Origin of the sequence: Bacillus sp. lyk4-R2A-2, from assembly GCF_030209735.1 — a bacterium.
Taxonomy (GTDB): Bacteria; Bacillota; Bacilli; order Bacillales; family Bacillaceae; genus Bacillus; species Bacillus pumilus.
Map to the genome: position 1 here is coordinate 667,517 of NZ_JARVRK010000005.1, position 21,352 is coordinate 688,868.

Annotated in this window: 29 protein-coding genes; 20 read left to right on the forward strand and 9 right to left on the reverse strand. The window is 40.9% G+C overall.

The features are described from left to right. Nucleotides 1-13: 13 nt before the first annotated feature. Nucleotides 14-415 (reverse strand): hypothetical protein, encoded by a 402-nt coding sequence (locus QRN39_RS10410; protein WP_065098203.1) that lies wholly within the window; start codon nt 413-415, stop codon nt 14-16. A gap of 206 nt (nt 416-621) precedes the next feature. On the opposite strand from QRN39_RS10410, the gene cgeC reads away from it, so the two are divergent. From cgeC to QRN39_RS10470, 12 genes are all read left to right on the forward strand, one after another. Next, the gene (gene cgeC, locus QRN39_RS10415) at nt 622-942 is read left to right on the forward strand and encodes a spore maturation protein CgeC (RefSeq protein WP_050943905.1); all 321 of its coding nucleotides are present in this window, start codon (nt 622-624) and stop codon (nt 940-942) included. A gap of 17 nt (nt 943-959) precedes the next feature. Further along, complete coding sequence (locus QRN39_RS10420) at nt 960-2,255, forward strand: glycosyltransferase family A protein (protein WP_310024907.1); 1,296 nt, start codon at nt 960-962, stop codon at nt 2,253-2,255. A 158-nt stretch (nt 2,256-2,413) separates the two neighbouring features. Then, nucleotides 2,414-3,790 carry a sigma-54 interaction domain-containing protein gene (locus QRN39_RS10425; RefSeq protein ID WP_284907219.1) on the forward strand — a complete coding sequence of 459 codons (1,377 nt, stop codon included), beginning with the start codon at nt 2,414-2,416 and terminating at the stop codon, nt 3,788-3,790. 117 nt (nt 3,791-3,907) lie between these two features. After that, nucleotides 3,908-5,308: a lysine 2,3-aminomutase gene (gene kamA, locus QRN39_RS10430; protein ID WP_003215473.1), complete on the forward strand. Its 1,401-nt coding sequence runs from the start codon at nt 3,908-3,910 to the stop codon at nt 5,306-5,308. Between the two features lie 2 nt (nt 5,309-5,310). Further along, on the forward strand, nt 5,311-5,592 hold the full coding sequence (locus tag QRN39_RS10435; RefSeq protein WP_050943908.1) for a YokU family protein: 282 nt from the start codon (nt 5,311-5,313) through the stop codon (nt 5,590-5,592). A 79-nt stretch (nt 5,593-5,671) separates the two neighbouring features. After that, entirely contained in the window at nt 5,672-5,896 is a 225-nt protein-coding gene (locus QRN39_RS10440; RefSeq protein WP_003215834.1) for a YozE family protein, read from the forward strand. A gap of 144 nt (nt 5,897-6,040) precedes the next feature. Further along, entirely contained in the window at nt 6,041-6,721 is a 681-nt protein-coding gene (locus tag QRN39_RS10445) for a hypothetical protein (RefSeq protein ID WP_012010279.1), read from the forward strand. Nucleotides 6,722-6,971: 250 nt separating this feature from the next. Beyond that, nucleotides 6,972-7,142, forward strand: coding sequence for a YozD family protein (locus tag QRN39_RS10450; protein ID WP_003216084.1), 171 nt, complete (start codon nt 6,972-6,974; stop codon nt 7,140-7,142). 48 nt (nt 7,143-7,190) lie between these two features. Next, complete coding sequence (locus QRN39_RS10455) at nt 7,191-7,799, forward strand: phosphatase PAP2 family protein (RefSeq protein ID WP_284907220.1); 609 nt, start codon at nt 7,191-7,193, stop codon at nt 7,797-7,799. Between the two features lie 54 nt (nt 7,800-7,853). Further along, nucleotides 7,854-8,171 carry a hypothetical protein gene (locus QRN39_RS10460; RefSeq protein ID WP_050943910.1) on the forward strand — a complete coding sequence of 106 codons (318 nt, stop codon included), beginning with the start codon at nt 7,854-7,856 and terminating at the stop codon, nt 8,169-8,171. A 112-nt stretch (nt 8,172-8,283) separates the two neighbouring features. Further along, complete coding sequence (gene deoD / locus QRN39_RS10465) at nt 8,284-8,979, forward strand: purine-nucleoside phosphorylase (RefSeq protein ID WP_012010274.1); 696 nt, start codon at nt 8,284-8,286, stop codon at nt 8,977-8,979. A gap of 68 nt (nt 8,980-9,047) precedes the next feature. Continuing rightward, entirely contained in the window at nt 9,048-9,878 is an 831-nt protein-coding gene (locus tag QRN39_RS10470; RefSeq protein ID WP_003216072.1) for a M15 family metallopeptidase, read from the forward strand. A gap of 50 nt (nt 9,879-9,928) precedes the next feature. Here the strand turns inward: QRN39_RS10470 and QRN39_RS10475 are convergent, their stop codons facing one another. Further along, entirely contained in the window at nt 9,929-10,180 is a 252-nt protein-coding gene (locus QRN39_RS10475; RefSeq protein ID WP_003216113.1) for a hypothetical protein, read from the reverse strand. Nucleotides 10,181-10,272: 92 nt separating this feature from the next. Further along, nucleotides 10,273-10,971, reverse strand: coding sequence for a class I SAM-dependent methyltransferase (locus QRN39_RS10480; RefSeq protein ID WP_284907222.1), 699 nt, complete (start codon nt 10,969-10,971; stop codon nt 10,273-10,275). 151 nt (nt 10,972-11,122) lie between these two features. On the opposite strand from QRN39_RS10480, the gene QRN39_RS10485 reads away from it, so the two are divergent. Continuing rightward, nucleotides 11,123-12,508: a S41 family peptidase gene (locus QRN39_RS10485; protein WP_137055085.1), complete on the forward strand. Its 1,386-nt coding sequence runs from the start codon at nt 11,123-11,125 to the stop codon at nt 12,506-12,508. Between the two features lie 40 nt (nt 12,509-12,548). Here QRN39_RS10485 and QRN39_RS10490 read toward each other — a convergent pair whose 3' ends face one another. The 3 genes from QRN39_RS10490 to QRN39_RS10500 form a co-directional block, all read right to left on the reverse strand. Continuing rightward, nucleotides 12,549-14,042, reverse strand: a complete 1,494-nt coding sequence (locus tag QRN39_RS10490; RefSeq protein ID WP_106035426.1) for a sodium:solute symporter family protein — start codon at nt 14,040-14,042, stop codon at nt 12,549-12,551. After that, complete coding sequence (locus tag QRN39_RS10495) at nt 14,042-14,245, reverse strand: DUF3311 domain-containing protein (RefSeq protein ID WP_003215965.1); 204 nt, start codon at nt 14,243-14,245, stop codon at nt 14,042-14,044. The genes QRN39_RS10490 and QRN39_RS10495 overlap by 1 nt, the downstream gene beginning before the upstream one ends. Nucleotides 14,246-14,480: 235 nt before the next feature. Further along, nucleotides 14,481-15,098 (reverse strand): nitroreductase family protein, encoded by a 618-nt coding sequence (locus QRN39_RS10500; RefSeq protein ID WP_003215532.1) that lies wholly within the window; start codon nt 15,096-15,098, stop codon nt 14,481-14,483. A 140-nt stretch (nt 15,099-15,238) separates the two neighbouring features. On the opposite strand from QRN39_RS10500, the gene QRN39_RS10505 reads away from it, so the two are divergent. Then, nucleotides 15,239-15,571, forward strand: a complete 333-nt coding sequence (locus QRN39_RS10505; RefSeq protein ID WP_003215692.1) for a winged helix-turn-helix transcriptional regulator — start codon at nt 15,239-15,241, stop codon at nt 15,569-15,571. 75 nt (nt 15,572-15,646) lie between these two features. Then, on the forward strand, nt 15,647-15,865 hold the full coding sequence (locus QRN39_RS10510) for a hypothetical protein (RefSeq protein ID WP_003215921.1): 219 nt from the start codon (nt 15,647-15,649) through the stop codon (nt 15,863-15,865). 40 nt (nt 15,866-15,905) lie between these two features. Here QRN39_RS10510 and QRN39_RS10515 read toward each other — a convergent pair whose 3' ends face one another. Beyond that, nucleotides 15,906-16,379, reverse strand: a complete 474-nt coding sequence (locus QRN39_RS10515; protein ID WP_003216069.1) for an Hsp20/alpha crystallin family protein — start codon at nt 16,377-16,379, stop codon at nt 15,906-15,908. A gap of 95 nt (nt 16,380-16,474) precedes the next feature. On the opposite strand from QRN39_RS10515, the gene rarD reads away from it, so the two are divergent. The 4 genes from rarD (at nt 16,475) to bshB2 (ending at nt 18,771) form a co-directional block, all read left to right on the forward strand. Beyond that, nucleotides 16,475-17,380, forward strand: a complete 906-nt coding sequence (gene rarD, locus QRN39_RS10520) for an EamA family transporter RarD (RefSeq protein WP_012010264.1) — start codon at nt 16,475-16,477, stop codon at nt 17,378-17,380. Between the two features lie 78 nt (nt 17,381-17,458). Next, nucleotides 17,459-17,740 (forward strand): hypothetical protein, encoded by a 282-nt coding sequence (locus QRN39_RS10525; protein WP_003215525.1) that lies wholly within the window; start codon nt 17,459-17,461, stop codon nt 17,738-17,740. Then, nucleotides 17,737-18,087 (forward strand): YojF family protein, encoded by a 351-nt coding sequence (locus QRN39_RS10530; protein WP_284907223.1) that lies wholly within the window; start codon nt 17,737-17,739, stop codon nt 18,085-18,087. The genes QRN39_RS10525 and QRN39_RS10530 overlap by 4 nt, the downstream gene beginning before the upstream one ends. Nucleotides 18,088-18,105: 18 nt before the next feature. After that, nucleotides 18,106-18,771 (forward strand): bacillithiol biosynthesis deacetylase BshB2, encoded by a 666-nt coding sequence (gene bshB2, locus QRN39_RS10535; RefSeq protein ID WP_284907224.1) that lies wholly within the window; start codon nt 18,106-18,108, stop codon nt 18,769-18,771. Between the two features lie 248 nt (nt 18,772-19,019). Here the strand turns inward: bshB2 and QRN39_RS10540 are convergent, their stop codons facing one another. Then, nucleotides 19,020-20,381 carry an MATE family efflux transporter gene (locus QRN39_RS10540; RefSeq protein ID WP_050943918.1) on the reverse strand — a complete coding sequence of 454 codons (1,362 nt, stop codon included), beginning with the start codon at nt 20,379-20,381 and terminating at the stop codon, nt 19,020-19,022. Between the two features lie 58 nt (nt 20,382-20,439). Continuing rightward, the gene (locus QRN39_RS10545) at nt 20,440-20,565 is read right to left on the reverse strand and encodes a hypothetical protein (RefSeq protein ID WP_003215647.1); all 126 of its coding nucleotides are present in this window, start codon (nt 20,563-20,565) and stop codon (nt 20,440-20,442) included. Nucleotides 20,566-20,643: 78 nt separating this feature from the next. Between QRN39_RS10545 and cdaS the strand changes: the two genes are divergently transcribed. After that, nucleotides 20,644-21,270 carry a sporulation-specific diadenylate cyclase CdaS gene (gene cdaS, locus QRN39_RS10550; protein WP_034620466.1) on the forward strand — a complete coding sequence of 209 codons (627 nt, stop codon included), beginning with the start codon at nt 20,644-20,646 and terminating at the stop codon, nt 21,268-21,270. The last annotated feature ends 82 nt before the right edge of the window (nt 21,271-21,352 follow it).

Genomic DNA, 21,352 nt, shown 5'->3' on the forward strand with positions numbered 1-21,352 from the left:
TGGCCCTCTCACATTAAGATGTGAACGTAACACTTTCAACTTTATCTACATCTAATAAAGTCGTTGCAGAGCCTGTTGGTGTAACTGAGCTTTCTTGTGTAACAAATACAACACCCGTTAAAGCATTGAATGCTACGAATTGAACTGGCCCGATTAAATCACCTGAGTCAGTGACAATGCTAATGACGGTTCCTGGTGCAAGTCTTGCAAAAATCCATCTTGCTGGCTGAGATACATCGAGTGTTGTAGCAGAATCTGAAGGTGATGCCTCGGCTGCCACTTCACTTAATAAATCATTCAATTTTTCTTCCATTTGTACTCCTCCTTCTTCAAGATTAACTGTTAATGTACGAGTAAGCGGTTTGAAAAACACTTTCAATAGTTCTTTTTTTAATTCGGCACGCTTGTCGCTCATTTTTTCCCATCCTTTCTTCATCAATTCAAACTCACCCCTATGTATATGCCGTTCATTTTTTTTGGTATAAGCAGAACGCTGATTCCTTGCTCTTTTTATCAATTAATCACTTCACACATTTTTAAAAATGTTTTCAAATGCTGAGGCTAAATGAAGTGAATCTCATACTCTAGTAAAGATTAAATGCGAAGAGAGAGGGATTATGAATGGAATTTGATCAATTATTAAATGGTTGGAACGAAGAATTACTAGAAGCAGAAGGAGTACTTGAAGTCATCTTGATTTTACTTCTTCTTCGTCTTTTAGAAGAAAGTGAGGAAGAGAGTGTGTCAGATATTAAAGAATTACTTCGTCCGTGGCTTGAACTTGGCATTCCAGTGCCACGCGTTCATTTAGTCAATGGAGATGTCCTTCAAAACGTAGTTGTTGTGCAGCTCTTTGATACAGTAGCGGTCTTTAAAAACGCGACAAATCAGCTAAGAGTGAATGTTCCTTACGTGAACATCGTCAGCTGGGGGGCTTTTTAATCTAACTAAAAAGGATAATGATCATGAAAGTATCGGTGATTTTAACAAGCTACAATAAACCTGATTTCATTGATCGTGTGCTAAAGAGTATGGTGGAACAAACGTATTCAAATTGGGAGCTTCTCATTATGGATGATGGCTCAGAACAAGGCACCATCCAAAAGATCCAGCCCTATTTAGAAGATGAGCGCATTCATCTGTATTCACGCACGGTTCATCCTGCAAAACGGCTGTTAACCGTACGGTATGCGACACTAATTAATGAAGCGCTAGCTCGTATAACAGGTGAGCTCATTTGTTATTTAACCGATGATACCGTGTATCATCAAGATCGTTTGCAGAAAATGGTGGATGTTTTTCAGTCGAAGCCTCATATCGATATTGTGTATTCCTCGCAGCGGGTCGTGCATGTTGATAAGCAATTAGTTGAGACGATGAACTTTGTGCGTGAAGCAGACCAAATATTGGAGCATGCGTCCTTTCAAGTGGACCATTGTTCGGTCATGCACAGAAGGCGTTTGCTTCCGCTAATTCATGAAAAATACGGACAATATTGGGCTGATGAGCCGAAACACTGGCATCATGCAGATTCTGTTTTTTGGATGAGGCTGAATGATTTTGCTGCTTTTTTTCCATTAAGAGATGTACTTGATACAACGTATAAAACGCCTCATTCCTTTCATCATTTGTTTTCGAGTATGCCGTATGATCTCATTGACGGAACGGTGATTGAAAAGGAAGGGGATTACTACCAAATCGCAGACGGGAATCTTCATCAAATTGAAAGGTGCTGGGTGAACGAAAAAAACAGACGCGCCATTCGGGTTCCGTCGTTATGTGCGATGAAATATGAGATGAAAGACATGCTGGCAGTACCTAATTATACAGTTGTCACGGCAGATCATGGGAAAACATTCTATTATATTGAAGGTCAGAAAAGAAGGCGGTTTGCTTCAAAGCGTGACGTGCAATATTTTCAGTTTCACCCTAAAGATATCTATACGATTTCAAATGAACGGCTTCAGATGTATGAAGAGTGCGGCATGATTCAAGTGTCACCAGTATTTAATCCGCCAAACAGGCGGCTCTTTAAATGGAAACAAGATGTCTATTTACTGATGCATCATACTTTTTGTCGTATTGACCCTGAGGTTGTAAAGCGATTTGCTTTTTATCATCAGCCAATTAATTTATACCCTTCCCAATTTACATTATTTCAAGAAGGAAAGCCGATAATGCCGCTGTATATGGAATCGCTGCAAGAATTCGATATGTCTCTTTATCAAACATCAGGGCGAAAGCACTCCTCATAAGAGGGGTGCTTTTTTGACGCTATTGACAAAAAAAGCAGGAAGTTGCAAGGAAAAAGCGAAACATGAAAGGACAGGAGAACGTGTGATGAAGATGATCAAGCCGCTGAAAATCCGGCAATAGATGCCGGTTTTTCGGCACTGAAAGTGAGGGGGAAAGAATGGGGAAGGTTGTCGAAAGAGCGGACTGGTTTGAATTAATTTTAGAAGCCATTGATGAAGCCATCCATGTTGTAGATGATCAAGGAATGACGATCTTTTACAATCATAATGCCGCTAAGTTTGACTGTTTACAAAAAGAAGAGGTGATTGGCAAGTACATCCTTGATGTGTATCCCTCTTTAACAGAAAAAACAAGTACGCTCATGCATGTTTTGAGAACAGGGAAGCCCATTTATCATTCGCTGCAAACCTATTTGAATAAAAACGGCGAAAGAATTGAGACCGTCAATACGACATTGCCTATTATTGAAGACAGCCAGTTAATAGGTGCAGTCGAAGTCGCAAAAGATGTATCGAAGCTGTCAGCCCTTTCGAATCGTTTAGATCAAAAAAAACGAATACACGATGCGGCTGGGGCAGAACAAATGCATGATTTTTCTTCATTTTTAACAAATGATCCGCTCTTAAATGAAATGCTTGAAAAGGCAAAAAAAGCTGCTGCTTATCCGTCATCAGTTGTTGTCTACGGGGAAACAGGGACAGGGAAAGAAGTGCTCGTTCAAGCCATCGTTCATGAATCTGATCGGAAAAACCAAGTGTTCATTCCGCAAAACTGTGCGGCACTCCCAGAATCGCTACTTGAAAGCCTATTGTTCGGATCTGTCAAAGGGAGCTATACAGGCGCAATTGATCGCAAGGGGCTCTTTGAATTAGCTGATGGAGGCACGCTTTTTCTTGATGAACTGCAAGCGATGCCGCTCACGCTGCAGACGAAATTATTACGTGTGTTAGAGGATGGCGTGGTGCGCCGCATTGGAGATGCAAAAGCGATTCAAGTAGATGTAAGACTCATTACTGCACTCAATATGGACCCATTTGAAGCGGTGAAAAAGCAAATTTTAAGAGAAGACTTATTTTATAGACTGCATGTGTCATCTTTTCATATCCCGCCGCTTCGTGAGAGAAAGCAAGACATCCCCCTGCTTTCCCGCCATTTCATTCAAACCTATCATCAGCAGTTTTCAAAAAACGTCAAACGCCTTTCTGAAGAAACAAAGCAATTGTTTATGGCTCACCACTGGCCGGGGAACGTTCGAGAATTAAAACATACCATTGAGCATGCCGTATTGATGATGCCAAAGGAAGCGGAAGACATCACACCTTCATACCTTCCTGCTCATTTACGTACGCAGAAGCTTGAGGAAGGAACACTTAATGTCTCCTTAAAAAGTCAGGTTTCTTCATTTGAACAAACACTCATTCAAGAAGCTTTAAACATGCATCATGGCAATATTAAAAAAACCGCTGCTGCTTTAAAAATCCCTCGACAAACACTGCAATATAAACTGAAGAAATATGCAGATGCCGAAATATAGGCATCACCATCCAGTGAATATCACGGGCAAAGCTCCTTCTATAAAGAATAGGGGCATTTTCCCATGTTGGCACATAACTTGCATAGTATAAGGTGAATGCTGATAGGGGGAATGGATATGAATCAAAAACTATATGAACCGGCGCGTCATTGGAAGGACATTGAACTTTGGAAAGATGTACCTGAGGAAAAGTGGAACGACTGGATTTGGCAGCTGACGCATACCGTGAAAACGCTTGAAGATTTAGAGAAAGTCGTAAACTTAACAGAAGAGGAAAGAGAAGGGGTGAAGATTTCCACCAAAACCATTCCACTTAACATTACACCCTACTATGCCTCATTGATGAATCCAGACGATCCAAGATGTCCAGTACGTATGCAATCTGTGCCAATTGCTGAGGAGCTTCATAAAACAAAATATGACCTGGAAGACCCGCTGCATGAAGATGAAGACTCACCTGTCCCGGGGTTAACGCATCGGTACCCAGATCGTGTGCTCTTTCTTGTAACAAATCAGTGCTCCATGTATTGCCGCTATTGTACGAGAAGACGTTTTTCCGGTCAGATCGGTATGGGCGTGCCAAAAAAGCAGTTAGATGCTGCCATTGGATATATTAGAGAAACACCTGAGGTGCGGGATGTGTTAATTTCCGGCGGAGATGGGCTCTTAATCAATGATCAAGTGCTTGAATACATTTTGAAAAACTTACGAGACATTCCGCATGTTGAAATCATTCGCATAGGAACCCGCGCGCCGGTCGTCTTTCCGCAGCGCATTACAGATGAGCTGTGCGAGATTTTGAAAAAATATCATCCAGTTTGGCTGAATACCCATTTCAATACAAGCATTGAAATTACGAAAGAAGCAAAAGAAGCGTGCGAACGTCTTGTAAATGCCGGCGTGCCTGTAGGTAATCAGGCCGTCATCCTTGCAGGAATTAACGACAGTGTGCCGATTATGAAGAAGCTGATGCACGATCTCGTGATGATACGGGTCAGACCTTATTATATTTATCAGTGTGATTTATCTGAGGGCATTGGCCACTTTAGAACACCAGTATCAAAAGGTCTTGAAATCATAGAAGGCTTAAGAGGGCATACGAGCGGCTATGCCGTGCCAAGCTTTGTTGTGGATGCACCAGGAGGCGGAGGAAAGATCGCCTTGCAGCCAAATTATTTATTATCGCAAAGCCCTGACAAAGTCGTCCTTCGTAACTTTGAAGGTGTCATCACCTCTTACCCTGAACCAGAGCATTACGTCGCAGGCCAGGCAGATGCGTATTTTAATGAAATTTATGAAGAGAAACAAGACCCGGCAATTGGTATTACCGCACTATTTGAGGATGAGGCGAAATCGTTTACGCCAGAGAATTTAAGCCGAATGAAACGAAGAGAAGCATATGAGACAAATCCTGAGCATGACACACTCAAAAACAAACGTGAAAAACGAGATGAATTAAAAGAGAAAAAATATCAAGCGCAGCTCAAAAAAGATCAAACTGTAAAGGAGGAGAAATAACCTTGCTGACATGTGATTGGTGTGAGGAAAACAAAGCAAACGCAGAGCAGACAACAGTCTATTGGGAACTGATCACTGGCACACAATCCATTGAAATCATCGAAACACCGTCCATTTCCTGCACACACTGCGGTATGACATATCAAAAAGATGAAACGGTTAAAGGGATAGAAGATCAATTAATTTTAGTGGATCAGACAAAACTTCCAGAAAAAATTTCATACGAAGAATTAATGAGCATGGAGCGGTTATTAAAGCGAAATTACTTTGACTTTTCATCATAAGTTGTACCTCCGCCTATACAAGTCATCAAATTGCTGTATAATATAACAACAAAATAGAGTGTCGCGGAGGGAAAAACAGGTGAAGTCGTTTTACCATTATTTAATGAAGTACAGACATCCAAAACCGAAAGATGAAATCAGCCATTTTGCAAATGCTGCTTATGAGGATCACAGCTTCCCGAAAGCGTCCACTGATTATCATGAGCTTTGTGCCTATTTAGAATTAAATGGCGATTATTTAAGCTCAATGACAACATTTGACGAAGCGTTTGAGCAATATGAAGTAGAAGTCAAAAAAAAATAACACACAACCGCTTTTTCCAGATGGGAGAAGCGGTTTTTTGATGAGAAATAAAATGGCGTTTTGCATGGTGTGGTTGCCCATGCAGAATTCCTTGCGCCGGCATACGATACGTTAAGACCAAAAGTCGGGCAAGGGGGAGACAGAATGAAGGCGAAAGCACCAAAATATCAAGTAGGGGATATTGTCGTCGTTGTCATGTACGGCACAGTCGGAACGATTACAAAAGTCCATCAAATTGACCAGCACTATTTGTATGAGGTCAATCATAATGAGGTGCTTTATTTTGAAACATCACTTCAGCTTTACGATGAGTACGACGGGGTGATTGTGGATACAGAAAAGCTGGACATTGAATATGAGTTCCTCATTGGCGATGTTGTATATGTAAAAGATTACGGAAAAGAGCTATTTAAAATTATTGGGCATCGGACTGAAATATGGCGATACCTTGATGATGGCTGGGAAGATGTCATTTATGAACTCACGAGGCTAAAGGACGGAGAGTGGCTGGAAACAGAAGAGGAAGACTTAACGCTTGTCCTAAGGAAATATGAGATGGACCAGTTCGTTCATCAGCTTCTTTTTGTGCATTACGTCGGTGAAACCTCAAAAGAAATGGAAGAAGATATGGTGCAAACAGCTCTATTACAATTAGAAGAGAAACAAGAAAGCGAAGCATCACTAGAATTTCTCGCTGTATCTATAGTGGATGAGCTTCTTGATATTTATAATGACTATAAAATTCTCTACGAATTTTTCGAAGATCCAGAATACAAAGATATGATGGATTTTATATTGGAAAGTTTACACGAGCATTTTGGTTAAAGAAAGACTTGTCCTAACACGAATAAAAAATAAGGCACACAGAAAAAAACAATCACATAAAACCATCCCCTCAAGATACGGCCCATCACCTGATCAAACATTTCTCCATCTAATATGCTGAACCATTTCATTGCCTCAAACCCCTTTTCTTTTTGTTTACTGCATTTATATGTATGGAATGAGCCATTATGACAAACTGTAATAAAAAACAGGCGTCGTTCATACATCATAAAAAAGGAGGCGGAATGTCATGAAAGAAGCAGATTTGGTGATCGATACAGAGGAAATTGCGGAATTCTTCTACATGGAGCTGGTCAAAAGAGGGTACATACCTGCTGAGCTGGAAACGTTTGAGCTGGCTGACATTACGTTTGAATATATGCTGAAAAAAACAATGATAGTTGAAGAAGAGGCGTGGTAGGCACTATACTTTGAAGTGATTCTGAAGAGAGGGAGGAGAATCTTTCGCGTGTATATCCTATTTCTTTTAATTTTATTTGGTGCCATTGCTGCGCTCATGGTATCTGGAGCGGGTCAAGCATTGGACAACCAGATCATCTTATGGTTTGAGAGCATCAGACTCCCTTTTTTAAATGATGTCATGCTGACTTTGACGGACTTTGGCATTAGTGCGCTGCTCGTGCCCATCATGCTCATTTTTAGTGTCGCTTTATTCATGTATAAGCGCTATTACTCTATCATGATGCTTTTTCTATTATATCTCACAGAAAAGACCATCAACCATGAACTAAAGGGGCTGGTTGCTAGAGAGCGTCCGGCCTTTGATCATCTTGTCAATGAAACGTATTACAGCTTTCCGAGCGGACATTCGATGAATGCAGCCACAATCTATCCGTTTATAGCTTATCTATTAGTTGAAATGATTCCATGGCTGAAAGAAAGACAAAAAATCGTCTACTTGATCACAGGGGTCTGTGTTGTTTTGATTGGGATCAGCCGAATGTATATCGGCGTTCATTTTTTGACAGATGTTGCAGGCGGTTTTGCGATAGGACTTGCTTTATTTCTCATTTGTAAAAAGATTGACGAAAAATTGTCTATCATTCGACAAAAATAGAAGAAGGAAATTGACAGACCCCAGCCAATTTTATATAAAAGGGGAGGGATTTGAATGCAATTGACGTTGAGATTTTTTCAAAAGAAACCTTCAGCATTTCACTTAACCATTTATCAGACACCTGAATATGGCGCTGCAAGTGGGCATCAGCCTGTGTACCGGACAAAGATTGGCGGCAGAACACACCTGGATGTTCTGGAAAAAGCATTCTCGACCTTTAATGTACATGATACAGTCCCTAGTGATTACAATGCACGGTTTATCACAACAGGTGATATTGTTGTGATTGATGATAAGAAAAAGGGAAAATGCTATTATCAGCTTTTTCCGGCAGGATGGAAACGCAGTAAACGACTGTTGACGATGAGTTAAATAGAGATTTTCGATGCCAGCTCGAGCTTTAGCTGGTATTTTCTTTTTTGGGCTCAATCGTTTATACTAAATAGGATAAAACACATAGTAAACGTAAGTGGAGGCTAAAAAAATGAGTGTACATATTGGAGCAGAAAAAGGACAAATTGCAGAAACGGTATTGCTGCCAGGCGATCCGCTTCGTGCGAAATATATTGCAGATACATATTTAGAAGATGTCGAATGCTATAACGAAGTGCGCGGAATGTATGGTTATACTGGAACCTACAAAGGAAAGCGCGTTTCTGTACAAGGAACCGGAATGGGCGTACCTTCTATTTCGATTTATGTGAATGAACTCATTCAAAGCTATGATGTTCAGAACTTAATCCGCGTTGGATCTTGCGGGGCTATTAAAAGGGATGTCAACGTACGAGATGTCATTTTAGCTCAAACATCTTCAACAGATTCACAAATGAATCGTGTGGCGTTTGGACCGATTGATTACGCACCTTGCGCTGATTTTGGACTGCTTAAGAAAGCATACGACACAGCAGAAGCAAAAAATGTCGCTGTTCGTGTCGGTAATGTATTTACAGCAGATCAATTTTACAATGAAAAACCACTTGAGCTCATGGCTCAATACGGAATTCTAGCAATTGAAATGGAGACAACCGCTCTATATTCGCTTGCAGCAAAATTTGATCGTAAAGCGTTATCCATTCTGACAGTGAGTGATCATGTTCTCACAGGAGAAGAAACAACGGCTGAAGAGCGTCAAACGACATTTGACGAAATGATCTTAATTGCGCTAGACTCCGTTTTATAATAGTATAAAGGGTGTGCTACGATGTAGCGCATCTTTATTTTTTTAGAAGAGCAAAAGGAAGGTATGTCATGAAGAAAAGCTATAAAATACTCTCAATCGCATCGATTCTTGGTTTGACAGCCGCACTATCGGGCTGCCAGTTGCTGGATCAAAAAAGCGGTACATCTGAATCGAACAAAACAAACGAACAAAAAAGCGCAGAAAATTCATCTACCCAGCAAAACTCAAACAATACAGCAGATTCATCGGATCAAGAGCTGACGTTAAAGAGTGAATATTTCAATGACATCAAAGTGGTAAGCGGGCTGAAAACCATTCAAAATCCTGCAAACGTGCTAGCACTTGTCAACAAAGAATACGCATTACCAGGAACCTATAAACCTTCTGATCTCGTTGTTCCAAAAGTAGAATTCTCTTTTTCAGAGGATATTGAAAAACGATATATTCGTAAAGAAGCAGCAGAAGCACTTGAGACATTATTCAAAGATGCGAAAAAGAAAAACTTTGAGCTGGCTGCCGTATCTGGCTATCGCTCCTATGACCGTCAAAAGGTCATTTTTGATAGTGAAGTCAAGTTAAAAGGCAAAGAAAAAGCGCAAGAAGCAGTAGCTTTACCAGGCGAAAGTGAACACCAAACAGGCCTTGCAATGGACATTTCCTCAAAAAGTGCCGGCTTTGACATCTCTGAAAAGTTTGGTGAAACACCTGATGGCAAATGGGTGGCTAAAAACGCCTATAAATATGGTTTTATCATTCGTTATCCAAAAGGAAAAGAAGACATGACAAAATATGAATATGAGCCGTGGCATCTGCGCTATGTTGGAAAAGAAGCAGCAAAAGCGATGCATGATCACGATTTAACATTTGAAGAGTACATGAATAAAGTGAAGAAAATTTAATCAAATAAAAAGGCCTCCCAGCTATTCGGGGGGCCTTCTTTATTCTTCTTTTAAAAAAAGAACAATCCTGCTAATGCGAAACCTGTAATGAAACCAAGCCCGATGCCATAAGCGGCACCCCAGCCGTAATACCCTCCGTAATAACCAAAGCCAAAGCCGCCGCGAGAACCGCCGACTGGACGAATATACACTTTGCGGTTTGTCACCCGCTCAATGCGTCCGACATGTACTCTGCCATTACGATCTGTGATTCTAGCGACTTTCCCCATATGCTGCTGACAAAGCTTTTGATAGCGCTCCATATTTTTCCTCCTTATGACAAACTCTTTTCCCTCTTATCCTATGCGAGAGACCTCATAGAGTTTGGACAAAACATATAGGAGATTCGCTCATTTTATACGGTACATTCAAATAGAATGTGGCTTAGCTGCTTTCGGTGCGCTTGAATCAGATCGTAGTGTGTTTGCATCGTTTCGTAAAGAGAAGGCGGGATATATTCAGATAATTCCATTTCTGTCGGCTCCTCTTGTACCATGTGATCATCAAATGAGAGAATGCGAACGTCATGAAATCCTGCTGCTTTTAGCTGCTCCTTCCATTCTTCAAGTGAAAAGAGTGCGTGAAACCCGTAAAAATCTCGAACGGCGGCAAGCTCCTTCGGTGTAAGGGGTGCTTTTAATACTGCTTCATTCGCAACAAGTTGACTTCCAGGGGCAAGCACGCGTTTAATCTCAGCAAGTGCCGCTGGAAGGTTGGTAAAGCTCAAAACAGATTCACTGATCAGAAGAGTGAACGCTTCATCTGGAAATGGCAGCTGTTCGATCGATGCTTGCAGTGCGCGGATCGGCAGTTCTTCTCGCTCAAATCGCAGATTAGCCTTTTCAATCATCAAAGGGTGTGTATCAATCGCCTCCACCTGATAACCGATATTGCCTAAATATGCCGCCGTTTGTCCAGTCCCGCATCCCGCATCCAGTATGCGCGCATCAGGCATCAATTTTATATGCTCAAGCATCGTTTTTGTTAACTCAATTCCGCCAGGATGGGCACTAGATACGCCAAAATAGGCAAGCATTTCTACATAATCACTCATAAAATCCCTTCTTTCCTTATCAAGTTCCTCTTTAAAGATTATGCAATGCAAGGTCAAATGGCTTATCTTTTCAAAGAGAACTTCGATCCTTTGGTTGACGGATGAAGCATCGTCCTTGATAATAATGAAAGGAGATAAAGGTGGTGTTTTTTTGAAAAAACAATTTAAGATCGTCATCGCTATTTTGGTGACAGCGGCACTGTCCTCAGCGATTACATTTGTGATCACAAAACAAGGGACTGTCAATGTCTCAGGAGATGAGAAGTTTAGTAAACTCATGGCTGCGTATACGAAAGTAAAAGATGAGTATTACGAAAAAACGGATGATCAAAAACTAGTAGATGGTGCGATTCAAGGAATGATCGCATCACTTGATGATCCATACTCTACATATATGGATCAGGAGGAAGCCGAAGGATTTAACAACACCATTTCTTCATCATTTGAAGGAATTGGTGCACAAGTAGAAGAGAAGGATGGACAAATTTTAATTGTCGCACCGATTAAAGGCTCTCCTGCTGAAAAAGCCGGGTTGAAACCTCATGATCGTATTTTAAAAGTGGATGGAAAAAGCACAAAAGGCATGTCGGTCAATCAAGCAGTCTCTCTAATCAGAGGGAAAAAAGGAACGGATGTCAAGCTTCACCTTAACCGCCAAGGAGTGGGAAATGTTGATGTGACCATCACAAGAGACACCATTCCAGTTGAAACAGTGTATGCAAAACTCACAAAAGACAAAATAGGAGAAATCCAAATTACGTCCTTTGCTGAAACAACGTCAAAAGAGTTAGATAAAGCCATTGATGACCTCGAGAAAAAAGGGGCAAAAGGGTTTGTCATTGACCTGAGAGATAATCCAGGCGGCATTATGACAGAAGCGATTGAAATGAGTAATGACTTTATCGATAAAGGGAAAGTCATCATGCAAGTTGAAGAAAAAGGGAAGAAAGAAGAGTACAAGGCTGAAAAAGAACGCAAAGTTCATCAGCCGGCAGTTGTCCTTGTAAATGGCGGCTCAGCCAGCGCTGCAGAAATCATGGCGGCGGCTCTGCACCAATCTTCAGGTATCAAAATTATTGGTGAAAAGACATTTGGTAAAGGAACTGTTCAAAATGCGCAAAGCTATAATGATGGTTCTAGTGTCAAGTTAACCATTGCCAAGTGGCTAACGCCGGATGGTTCGTGGATTCATAAAAAAGGAATTGAACCACAGGTCAAAGCATCGCTCCCAAGTTATGCAAAGCTGCCATACTTAAGCCCGAAAAAAACGTATCAGCTGAATGACAATGGAGATGAAGTCAAAGCGGCTCAAAAAATGTTCCAAGCGCTTGACTACAAAGCAAAAGCAAATGGTGAGTATGATCAAGCCTTCCAGACGATCGTCAAAAGCTTCCAAACAGACAACGATCTGAAAGCAGACGGAATTCTGACGGGAGATACAACGACAGTACTGATGACAAAGATCCAAGATAAGCTAAAGAAAAATGATACTCAAATGAAAAAAGCCATTGAAGTCTTGAAAAAAGAAATGAAATAAAGAAAGAGCAGTCCTCATAGGGGGACTGCTCTTTTTATATTTACGCGTTGTTTCCAATCGCTTCTGTTTTGTCTTGATCTTTTTCAAATAGTTCATTCATGACAGAATTGGATGTGACCTTCTTTTGGAAGAATGGATTCAAAATCAGGATGACCACAACGTTTGCTAGTAAACCAAGAAACCCTTCATAAAGACCGAACGTGACTTGTGAGATATTGGCTGTAAAGGTGACGATGATGCCAACAACTAACCCCGCAATCGTTGCTTCTCTCGATTGTTTTTTCCAGAACAAGCTGATCGCAATGGCTGGGAAGATTTGAACCATTCCTGAAACACCAATGAGCTGAAGCGTCACAAGTGCTGTTGGAAAGAGCATTCCGAATAATAGAGCCAGTCCGATCACGATAAACACCATTGAACGAGTGATGATGGTCAACCTTTTAGGTGATACATTCGGATGAATTAAGTCACGATATAAATTATTGGCAAATAAATTCGATGCACCAATGGCCATGATCGAGCATGGAATGAGGGAAGCCAGTGCAATCGTTGAATAAGCAAGACCCTGCATCACGCCGCCATATGACGTTTGAATTAAATGAAGAAGTGCAAATCTTGGATTCGTATCTTCTGGTAAGACCAAAAAGGCAATAAATCCAAGGAAGATGACCAAAATCAATACGATGTTATAAAGAGGCAAAAACATGCTGTTTTTACGGATAGCATCTGCACTTTTTGCTGTAAATACCCCTGTTGCCGCATGTGCCCACATAAACAAAGCAAGGGCAGAAACACCTGAAGCGGTAATGAACCATAAAATGCCTTTAGGACCGCCGTCAGGAATTGTCAGAAGCTGTGGAGCTTCCTTAGCTAACGTATTCATCATCGGAGTCCAGCCGTTAAAATGAATGATTGGCAGTGAAACCACCATAAACAGCATGATGACCCAAACGAGAATATCCTTAATAATGGCTGTATATGTAGGACCTTTAATCCCGCTGAAAAATGTATAAAGTGCGACTAAAATAAATGAAATAATAACAACTGCATTCACATTAATATAACTAGTTCCAGCGACAGTTAACGTATCTTGAATCCCGCTCAGTTGAAGACAAATATAAGGAATGAGCATAAGTACTCCAATAATTGCAATTAGACTGGATAACAGCTTGCTGTCAAAGCGCTCACGTGCATAATCAGCGAGCGTTGTGAGGTTGTGATTCTTCGCAACCGTCCATAGCTTTGGTAAGAAGAAATAAGCAATAAAATACGCTAGAACTGAATAGGGAATAGCGAAAAAAGCGACACTTCCAGCTGTATAGGCTGTACTAGTGAGCCCTAAAAAGGTATAAGCTGTGTATAAATCTGCGCCAACGAGGAACCAGACGAGCAGCCCGCCAAATTTTCTCCCGCCGACAGACCATTCCTCTACTGACTGTCTGGATGATTTATCACGGCCAGCGGCAAATCCAATGACCACGACGATGAAAATGATACTTGCTGTAATCAATAAAGCTGTTAAATTTCCTTGCATTAGTCAGTTCCTCCATTTGAATGTTGCATGCGGTAAATGATGAATGTACAGACTGGTGTGAGAACAATCCATAGTAAGAGCCAGAAGTGGAAAAAAGGCAGGCCTATCACAAATGGATGGATACGATTCGCAAAGGGCAGCAGTGCGAGCTGTCCGATGAATGGAATCGCTATAAGTAGTGCCAGTATCAATTTTTTATTCATGATTTCCTCCTGAATTTTTTGTAATTTCATAATAATAGCAGTTGTCAGATTAGATCACAAGACCATTTTCAGAAAAAACAATCATTTCGCTGAATATCATACTAATATAACGCTTTCATTCTTAAAAAGGAGAAAAAGTGGAGGTGAAAAGGGGTAAAGTGAAAAGAAAATATGCAGAAATAATATTGAAACCAAATAAAAAAACCTCAGCATGAAAGCTGAGGCCTTGCCAATTTTAAAGGAAATCAGATACTTCTTCGATGTCGAAACGATTGCTTTTATGAGCTTCTTTCGCTGCTTTACCAACTGAAATCAGCATGACTGGCTCATATCGGCCGCTTACATTGAATTCTTTGATGTAGGCGTCTTTACTGAAACCACCCATTGCGCATGTATCATAGCCCATTGCTTTTGCAGCAATCATTAATTGCATAGCAGCTAATGAAGCATTTGAATACGCAGCTTCACGTGCATACTGCTCGCTTTGGTATGCGCCATTGATTTGAGTCATCAATGTTTCTTTGATGTCTTCAGTAATGAAGCCTTGTTCTGCCAGCTCACTGTAGATTTTTTCACCATTTTGATTGGCTTCAAGATCACCTAGTACAGCAATAACAGCTGATGCTTGTGAGATTTGCTTTTGGTTGTAAGCGATTGGAAGTAACTTCGCTTTAGATTCAGCACTATGGAAGACAGTGAAATGCCAATGCTGAAGGTTCCACGCGGATGGTGCTTTTGTTGTGATATCAAGAAGCTCTGTTAACTCTTCTTTTGTCATTTCATGAGTTGTATCGTACTCTTTTACTGAAGCTCTTTGTTTTAAAATGTCAATCGTTTTTTGATCAGTCGCCATGTGGATATTTCCTCCCGTTTTTGCAAATAATATGGTACAATAACTAAAAAGTGAGAAACTTACTTATTGTAACTAGAGATATATTTTAAATTGTATACCGTTAGTTTGTCAAACAATCATGAAAAGAAAGGCTGAAATTTATGGAATTTCAATTATGTCCACACATTCAGCAAGCTTTTTTACTGCTAGGCAAAAGGTGGAACGGTCTCATTATTCATGTATTGCTTGATGGTCCAAAGCGTTTTAAAGACATGACGGACATTATCCCATCCATCAGTCAAAAAATGCTCGCAGAGCGTTTAAAGGAACTTGAGCAAGAAGGGATTATAGAGCGAACTGTATTGCCTGAGACGCCTGTGAAAGTCATTTACTGTTTAACTGAAAAAGGAAATGCGCTAAATGATGTGTTTCATGAGGTATCTAGGTGGGCAGGGGAATATACAGAATCTCATGAAAAAAAGGAACAAGCCTAGTTTCAGGTTTGCCCAAACGTTTTGACTCCTGATGAATATGCTGATCTTAGGCACATGACAAAGGAGGAGAAATGCATGTACCCTCATACTCCGTATTTCCGAGGCGGCGCCCCTGGCATTCCGCCATATGAATCCAGAGTCCCTTTGTTTTTTGGTTTTGGCGCTCCTTTAGTCGGCGGACTGCTTGGCGGGTTTTTAGGAAGTGCGATTTTTAATTATCCCCGTCCATATTACCCACCACCACCACCGCCTGTTCCACCACCTTATGGCGGAGGATATCCACCATACTATTAAGAAAAAAGAGTAAGCCTGCTTCTATATCAAAGCAGGCTTTTTATAATGGAATATCGATTTCAGAAATCCCCGGATCATCATGCTTTAAAAACATAATCTCCAAAATACCGTCCTGATACGAAGCCTTCGTTCCTTTTCTTTTGACAGCAGCAGGGAGGACGACTTTCTTCTGCGTGCCTTCCTCAGGAAAATGATCAATAAACAGCAGGTTGGCTGTATGTTTAATTTTTACTTTTTCTGTGCTCGGCCGAGCAAGCTCAATCTTAACGAACACGTGATCAGTGGTTTCGAACACTTCCACTTCGGGTTCTTTTTCTTTTTTGACGTCTGTTTCTCTCGTTTTTTGATGTTGAGAGAGTGGGTCCTGAAAAGGGAACTGAGCAGGATAATTGGATCCGAATACACTTTCCATCACTTGATTGACGTACTGCTCGACGTCTTTAGGGTCTGAATTCTTTAAGGCTTCTTTTGAAAATTGCTTTTGAAAAGGGAATAATCGGTTCCAGTCAAACATGCAAATCATCCTTTCTAAATGCCCTGAATTAGTATATGCCCATTCACTTGAGTGCGTGCTATAATATACGATAGGTTTAGAAAGGAATGGTTAGATTGAACGAACAACAGCAATCAAAAGGTGTTCTCTATACGGCAGCATCTTTTACATTATGGGGATTATTCCCGTTATATTGGAAACTGATGGAACATATTTCGTCAGGCGAAATTTTAGCGCACAGAATTTTATGGTCATTTGTTTTTATGTGCGGTATTCTTCTGTATTTAAAACAAGTCCGGCCGGCGATGCAGACAGTGAAGGGTCTCATGCTCGATGGCAAGGCACTTTTTTCATTACTATTATCTGCTATTTTAATATCGGTTAACTGGTATGTGTACATTTGGGCAGTCAACCATCATCTTATGCTAGAAGCTAGTTTAGGGTATTATATTAATCCGCTTGTCTCTGTTTTACTAGGCATCATTTTCTTGAAAGAGCGGCTCAATAAATTACAAACCATTGCGATTTTAATTGCCGCAGCTGGGGTGATTCTTTCTACGATTCAGTACGGTTCATTTCCTGTCGTGGCAATATTACTTGCCTTTAGCTTCGGTTTTTATGGATTGATTAAAAAAAGAATGAGCTTCACGAGTGCCATTGGTTTGACAATTGAAACGCTGCTTCTAGCCCCGGCAGCTCTTGTGTACTTATTGTTCTTCTTAAAAGAACCTGTGGTGACAATGAATCCTAACAGCTTCGGATCGCTTGGTCTCTTATTCTTTGCAGGGGTCTTTACTGCGGTACCGCTTCTTTTATTCTCTGAAGGGGCAAAAAGAATTCCTCTTTATCAAGTGGGTATTTTACAGTACATTGCACCAACGATTACGCTGTTTTTAGGGTTATTTGTGTATCACGAGCATTTATCTTCAGCTAAAATTGTGACGTTTCTTTGTATCTGGGTGGCGATTTTATTGTTTACGACCTCTCAATTACGCATGAAAAAAACAGCGAATTCTCATTAAGTCCTACGAGCAGTTTGCTTTTTTTTGAAGGCGGATCATGTCATAATAAGTTGTTACCAAAACTGTAGAGGTGATTACATGTCATCAGCCAATGAGCTTACAGCTGCTTATCAATCTTTATGGAAAAATCGTCAGCTTGATGTCGATGATATGTCTTCTTTACACGAGGCAATATGTGATGATTTAAGCGATGCGCGCACTCATCCGAGGGCGAGAAAATCATTTCATCAAAAATATGTACTCGCTGTAGAGAGAATATTAGAAAGTGGGCTTCGGCATGATCATCAGCTGCAGCTGATCAGCTTACATACAAAAAAGCTGCGCGAATTAATTCAAAATGAAGGAAGGAACCACTCATGAAACCAATTCAAACGGAAGATGTCACAGCACATCTTGAATCGTTTTTAAATCGTCCAGTCTTCGTTCATCTTGAAACGACCACTGGTTCTTATTCAGCTCATGTAAATGAACAAAATATGACGGTCGTTGCCTATATCCGCAATGCGAAAGTCATCTATTCACAGGCGAAAATAAAAGGACAAGGTCCGTACCGTGTTGGAATGAAAACAGAAGATGGCTGGATTTATGCAGAAGGATTAACGGATTATGTGTTTGATGACCATGGCCGCCTGCTGTTAGCTGGGCACTTGCCAGACGGGAAACTAGCGATCTCATTACAAATTAGTGAAACACCATTTCAGGTGTAGAAGAAAGGGTGACGAGTCATGAATGAACATGTACTAGTGATGCTGCCTCACCCAGATGATGAATCGTTTGGGGTTGCAGGTCTCATTGCACAAAGTAGAAAACGCGGCATCCCAGTCACGTATGCATGCGGGACACTTGGGGAAATGGGCAGAAATATGGGCAGCCCAACATACGCTAACCGTGAAACACTTCCTGAATTAAGAAAACTGGAATTAATCAACGCCTGCAAAGAAATGGATATCACAGACTTACGTATGCTTGGACTTCGTGATAAAACATTGGAATTTGAAGACGACGAGTATTTAGCTGATGTGATGGAAACCATTATTGATGAAGTCAAACCTACACTGATTGTGACGTTTTATCCTGGACACGGTGTACACCCTGATCATGATGCGACAGGGGAAGCGGTGATTCGCGCTCTTTATCGTAAGAAAAAAGAAGACCGTCCTGTCACATACTGCATGGCCATTACGAAAAATAGAGAAGAAGTGCTTGGAAATGCAGATATTACGATCGACATTACAGATGTAGCAGATATCAAATTAAATGCACTGAGAGCGCATAGAACGCAAACAGAAGGCATGCTGAGAGAGCTTGAACAGAAGCTGAAAAACAAAGAACCTGTCGTCCAAAAATGGTTCGATGAAGAAATTTTCTGGACGTACCAATGGAATGACTAAATAAAAAAAGCAGCTGACATTGATCAGCTGCTCAAATTGTTGACAAAGGGCTAAAATGATCTTGATTTTAGCCCTTTGTCTTCTTTTTTTCAGCTTGATAGAAAACCTTTGAAGTCTAGGAAGGGCGAGCACCGGAACGGAGCGAATTTGACATTCGTGAGTACCGGCGCGCAGAGCTGACAACGAATGCGAGGGTTTGTCTACACGCTGGGCAGCTGACATCGATCAGCTGTTTTTTTGTGTCGTATTTAGTGATTGGGCGCTTGTTGAAGCAATCGTTTTTCAATCAATCTGAGACGGATAAAGAGGACAATGGCACCAGCGGCAAGTCCGGCAATGAGACCAATCCAATACCCAAATGCCCCATACGAGGTATAGGTGCCAATCAGATAGCCGGAAGGAAGGCCGATCACCCAGTATGAAACAAATGCGGCAATGAGCGTATAGTTAACATCTTTATAGCCGCGCAGCGCCCCTTGAATGGGTGCAGCAATGGCATCTGACAGCTGGAAAAAGATCGCATAAATCAAAAATTGCTGTGTCAACTGTAAAACAGCCGATTCAGCTGTGTATAAACCAGCAATCTCTGGTCTAAATAATAAAATGAGTGCTGCCGTACACAAGGAGAATAATACCGCCGTTCCAATTCCGATATAGCTATAGCTTTGCGCGTCTTTATAACGCTTGGCACCAGCTTCAAACCCAACGACAATCGTTAAAGCCATCGAGATACTGAGCGGTAAAATATATAAGATGGAAGCAAAGTTCATCGCAGCCTGGTGACTTGCAATCGTCACAGTATCAAAGTGACCCATTAATAACGTAACTGCTGCAAAGATACTCGTTTCAAAAAAGATCGCAAACCCAATAGGAAGACCGATTTTCAGTATTTGCCCCATACGGGAGATATTGATTTGAGGCAGTTTCTGAAACAAACGAAATGAGGCAAATGGTTCTGCTTTCATGACAATACAAATACTCATGATGAAAATCGCCCAATACGTCAACGCAGAAGCAAGACCAGCTCCCGCACCGCCAAGCTTTGGAAAGCCAAAATTCCCAAAAATAAATACATAGTTTAACACAAAGTTAATCGGAAGTGCTGTTAACGTGATAAACATCGTTACACGTGTTTTCCCTAATGCATCAATAAATGACCTGAGCACCGAATAACCAAACAGCGGGATGATACCAAAAGCAAGAAAACTTAAGAAATGCCGCGCAATATCCTCTACGGATTGCTCAAGTCCAAGTCCCCCTAATACGTAAGGGATGCTAATTGTTCCAATTGCAATCACACAGATACTTAAAAGAAAGGATAAATAAATCGCCTGAAAGACAGCCTTAGGAACATCTTTTTTATGCCCTGCGCCCATCAGCTGAGCGACAATTGGCGTAACGGCCATTAATATACCAGCAAGTCCTGTATAAACGGGTGTCCAAATACTAGAACCGATCGCAACACCCGCAAGGTCTTCTGCACTCACTTTTCCAGACATCACGGTGTCTAAAAACGTAATAAGCGAAAGACCCGCTTGAGTGATTAAAATCGGAATCAAAATGGTTAAAAATAGTGTCACCTTAGCTCGAATGCTATTTGTTTCTCTCATCATAAGTTCCTCTCTGAACAGAAATAACGAGAGGATTATATCATGCTATGTAAAAAAATCAATTCTCTGTCGGATTATTTTTCTTAGATGGCTTCGTTTTTTTAAACATTTGGGCATAAATAAAGGAAAGACTGACAACACCTAAAATGCTGCAAGCATATTGAATCACTTTCTGAATGGTCATATTAAGTCACCTCCATAACAATAGAATGCACATAATTTGTTATTTTATGACAACGAAAAGGAGGAGGGAAAAGGTCAAATGATCAATCGTACGAATGAAGAAGTGCAATTTAAAGTGGGCATGAGAACACACTTGATGAAAATTATGAAGGATGCAAGTGACATTATCGATTCCCTTGATGAGATTGAGCAATGTCTACTTTGTGATCTCGAGTCATTACATGATGAGTTTAATGAAATGCATGCAGAGGCTTCCTCGTTTTATTTACAATCGTATATGGAAGAATTCACTCCTGGATTTGCTCAATTTTCGTTAGCCATTGAGAGCTTATCAAAACAAAAGCACGGGGCACTGATTGTGATACAAAGGCGGGATGAGGTCGAGGATTTTATTCAAAGAGGGACAAATCTCCATGCGAAAATTAGTGCTTCATTAATTGAAAGCATTTTCTACCCAGGAAATCCACTTCATGATGGTGCGCTTTTAGTCAAAGAAAATACGCTCGTATCTGCGGCAAATGTGCTCCCGCTTACTTCAAAAAAAGTCAGTCCTTCTCTCGGGACAAGACACAGGGCTGCGATCGGACTCTCTGGCATGACCGATGCACTTGTTCTCGTCGTTTCAGAGGAAACGGGTAAAATGTCATTTGCGAAAGAAGGAGTCCTTTATCCGCTCACTGTAAAAGAACCTGAAATCAGAAAATAAAAAACCAATCGCTGCATTCTTCATTCGGAAGGATGCTTTTTTCATTTGAGGAGAAAAAACAGGCAATTAAGTAAAAAGTCAT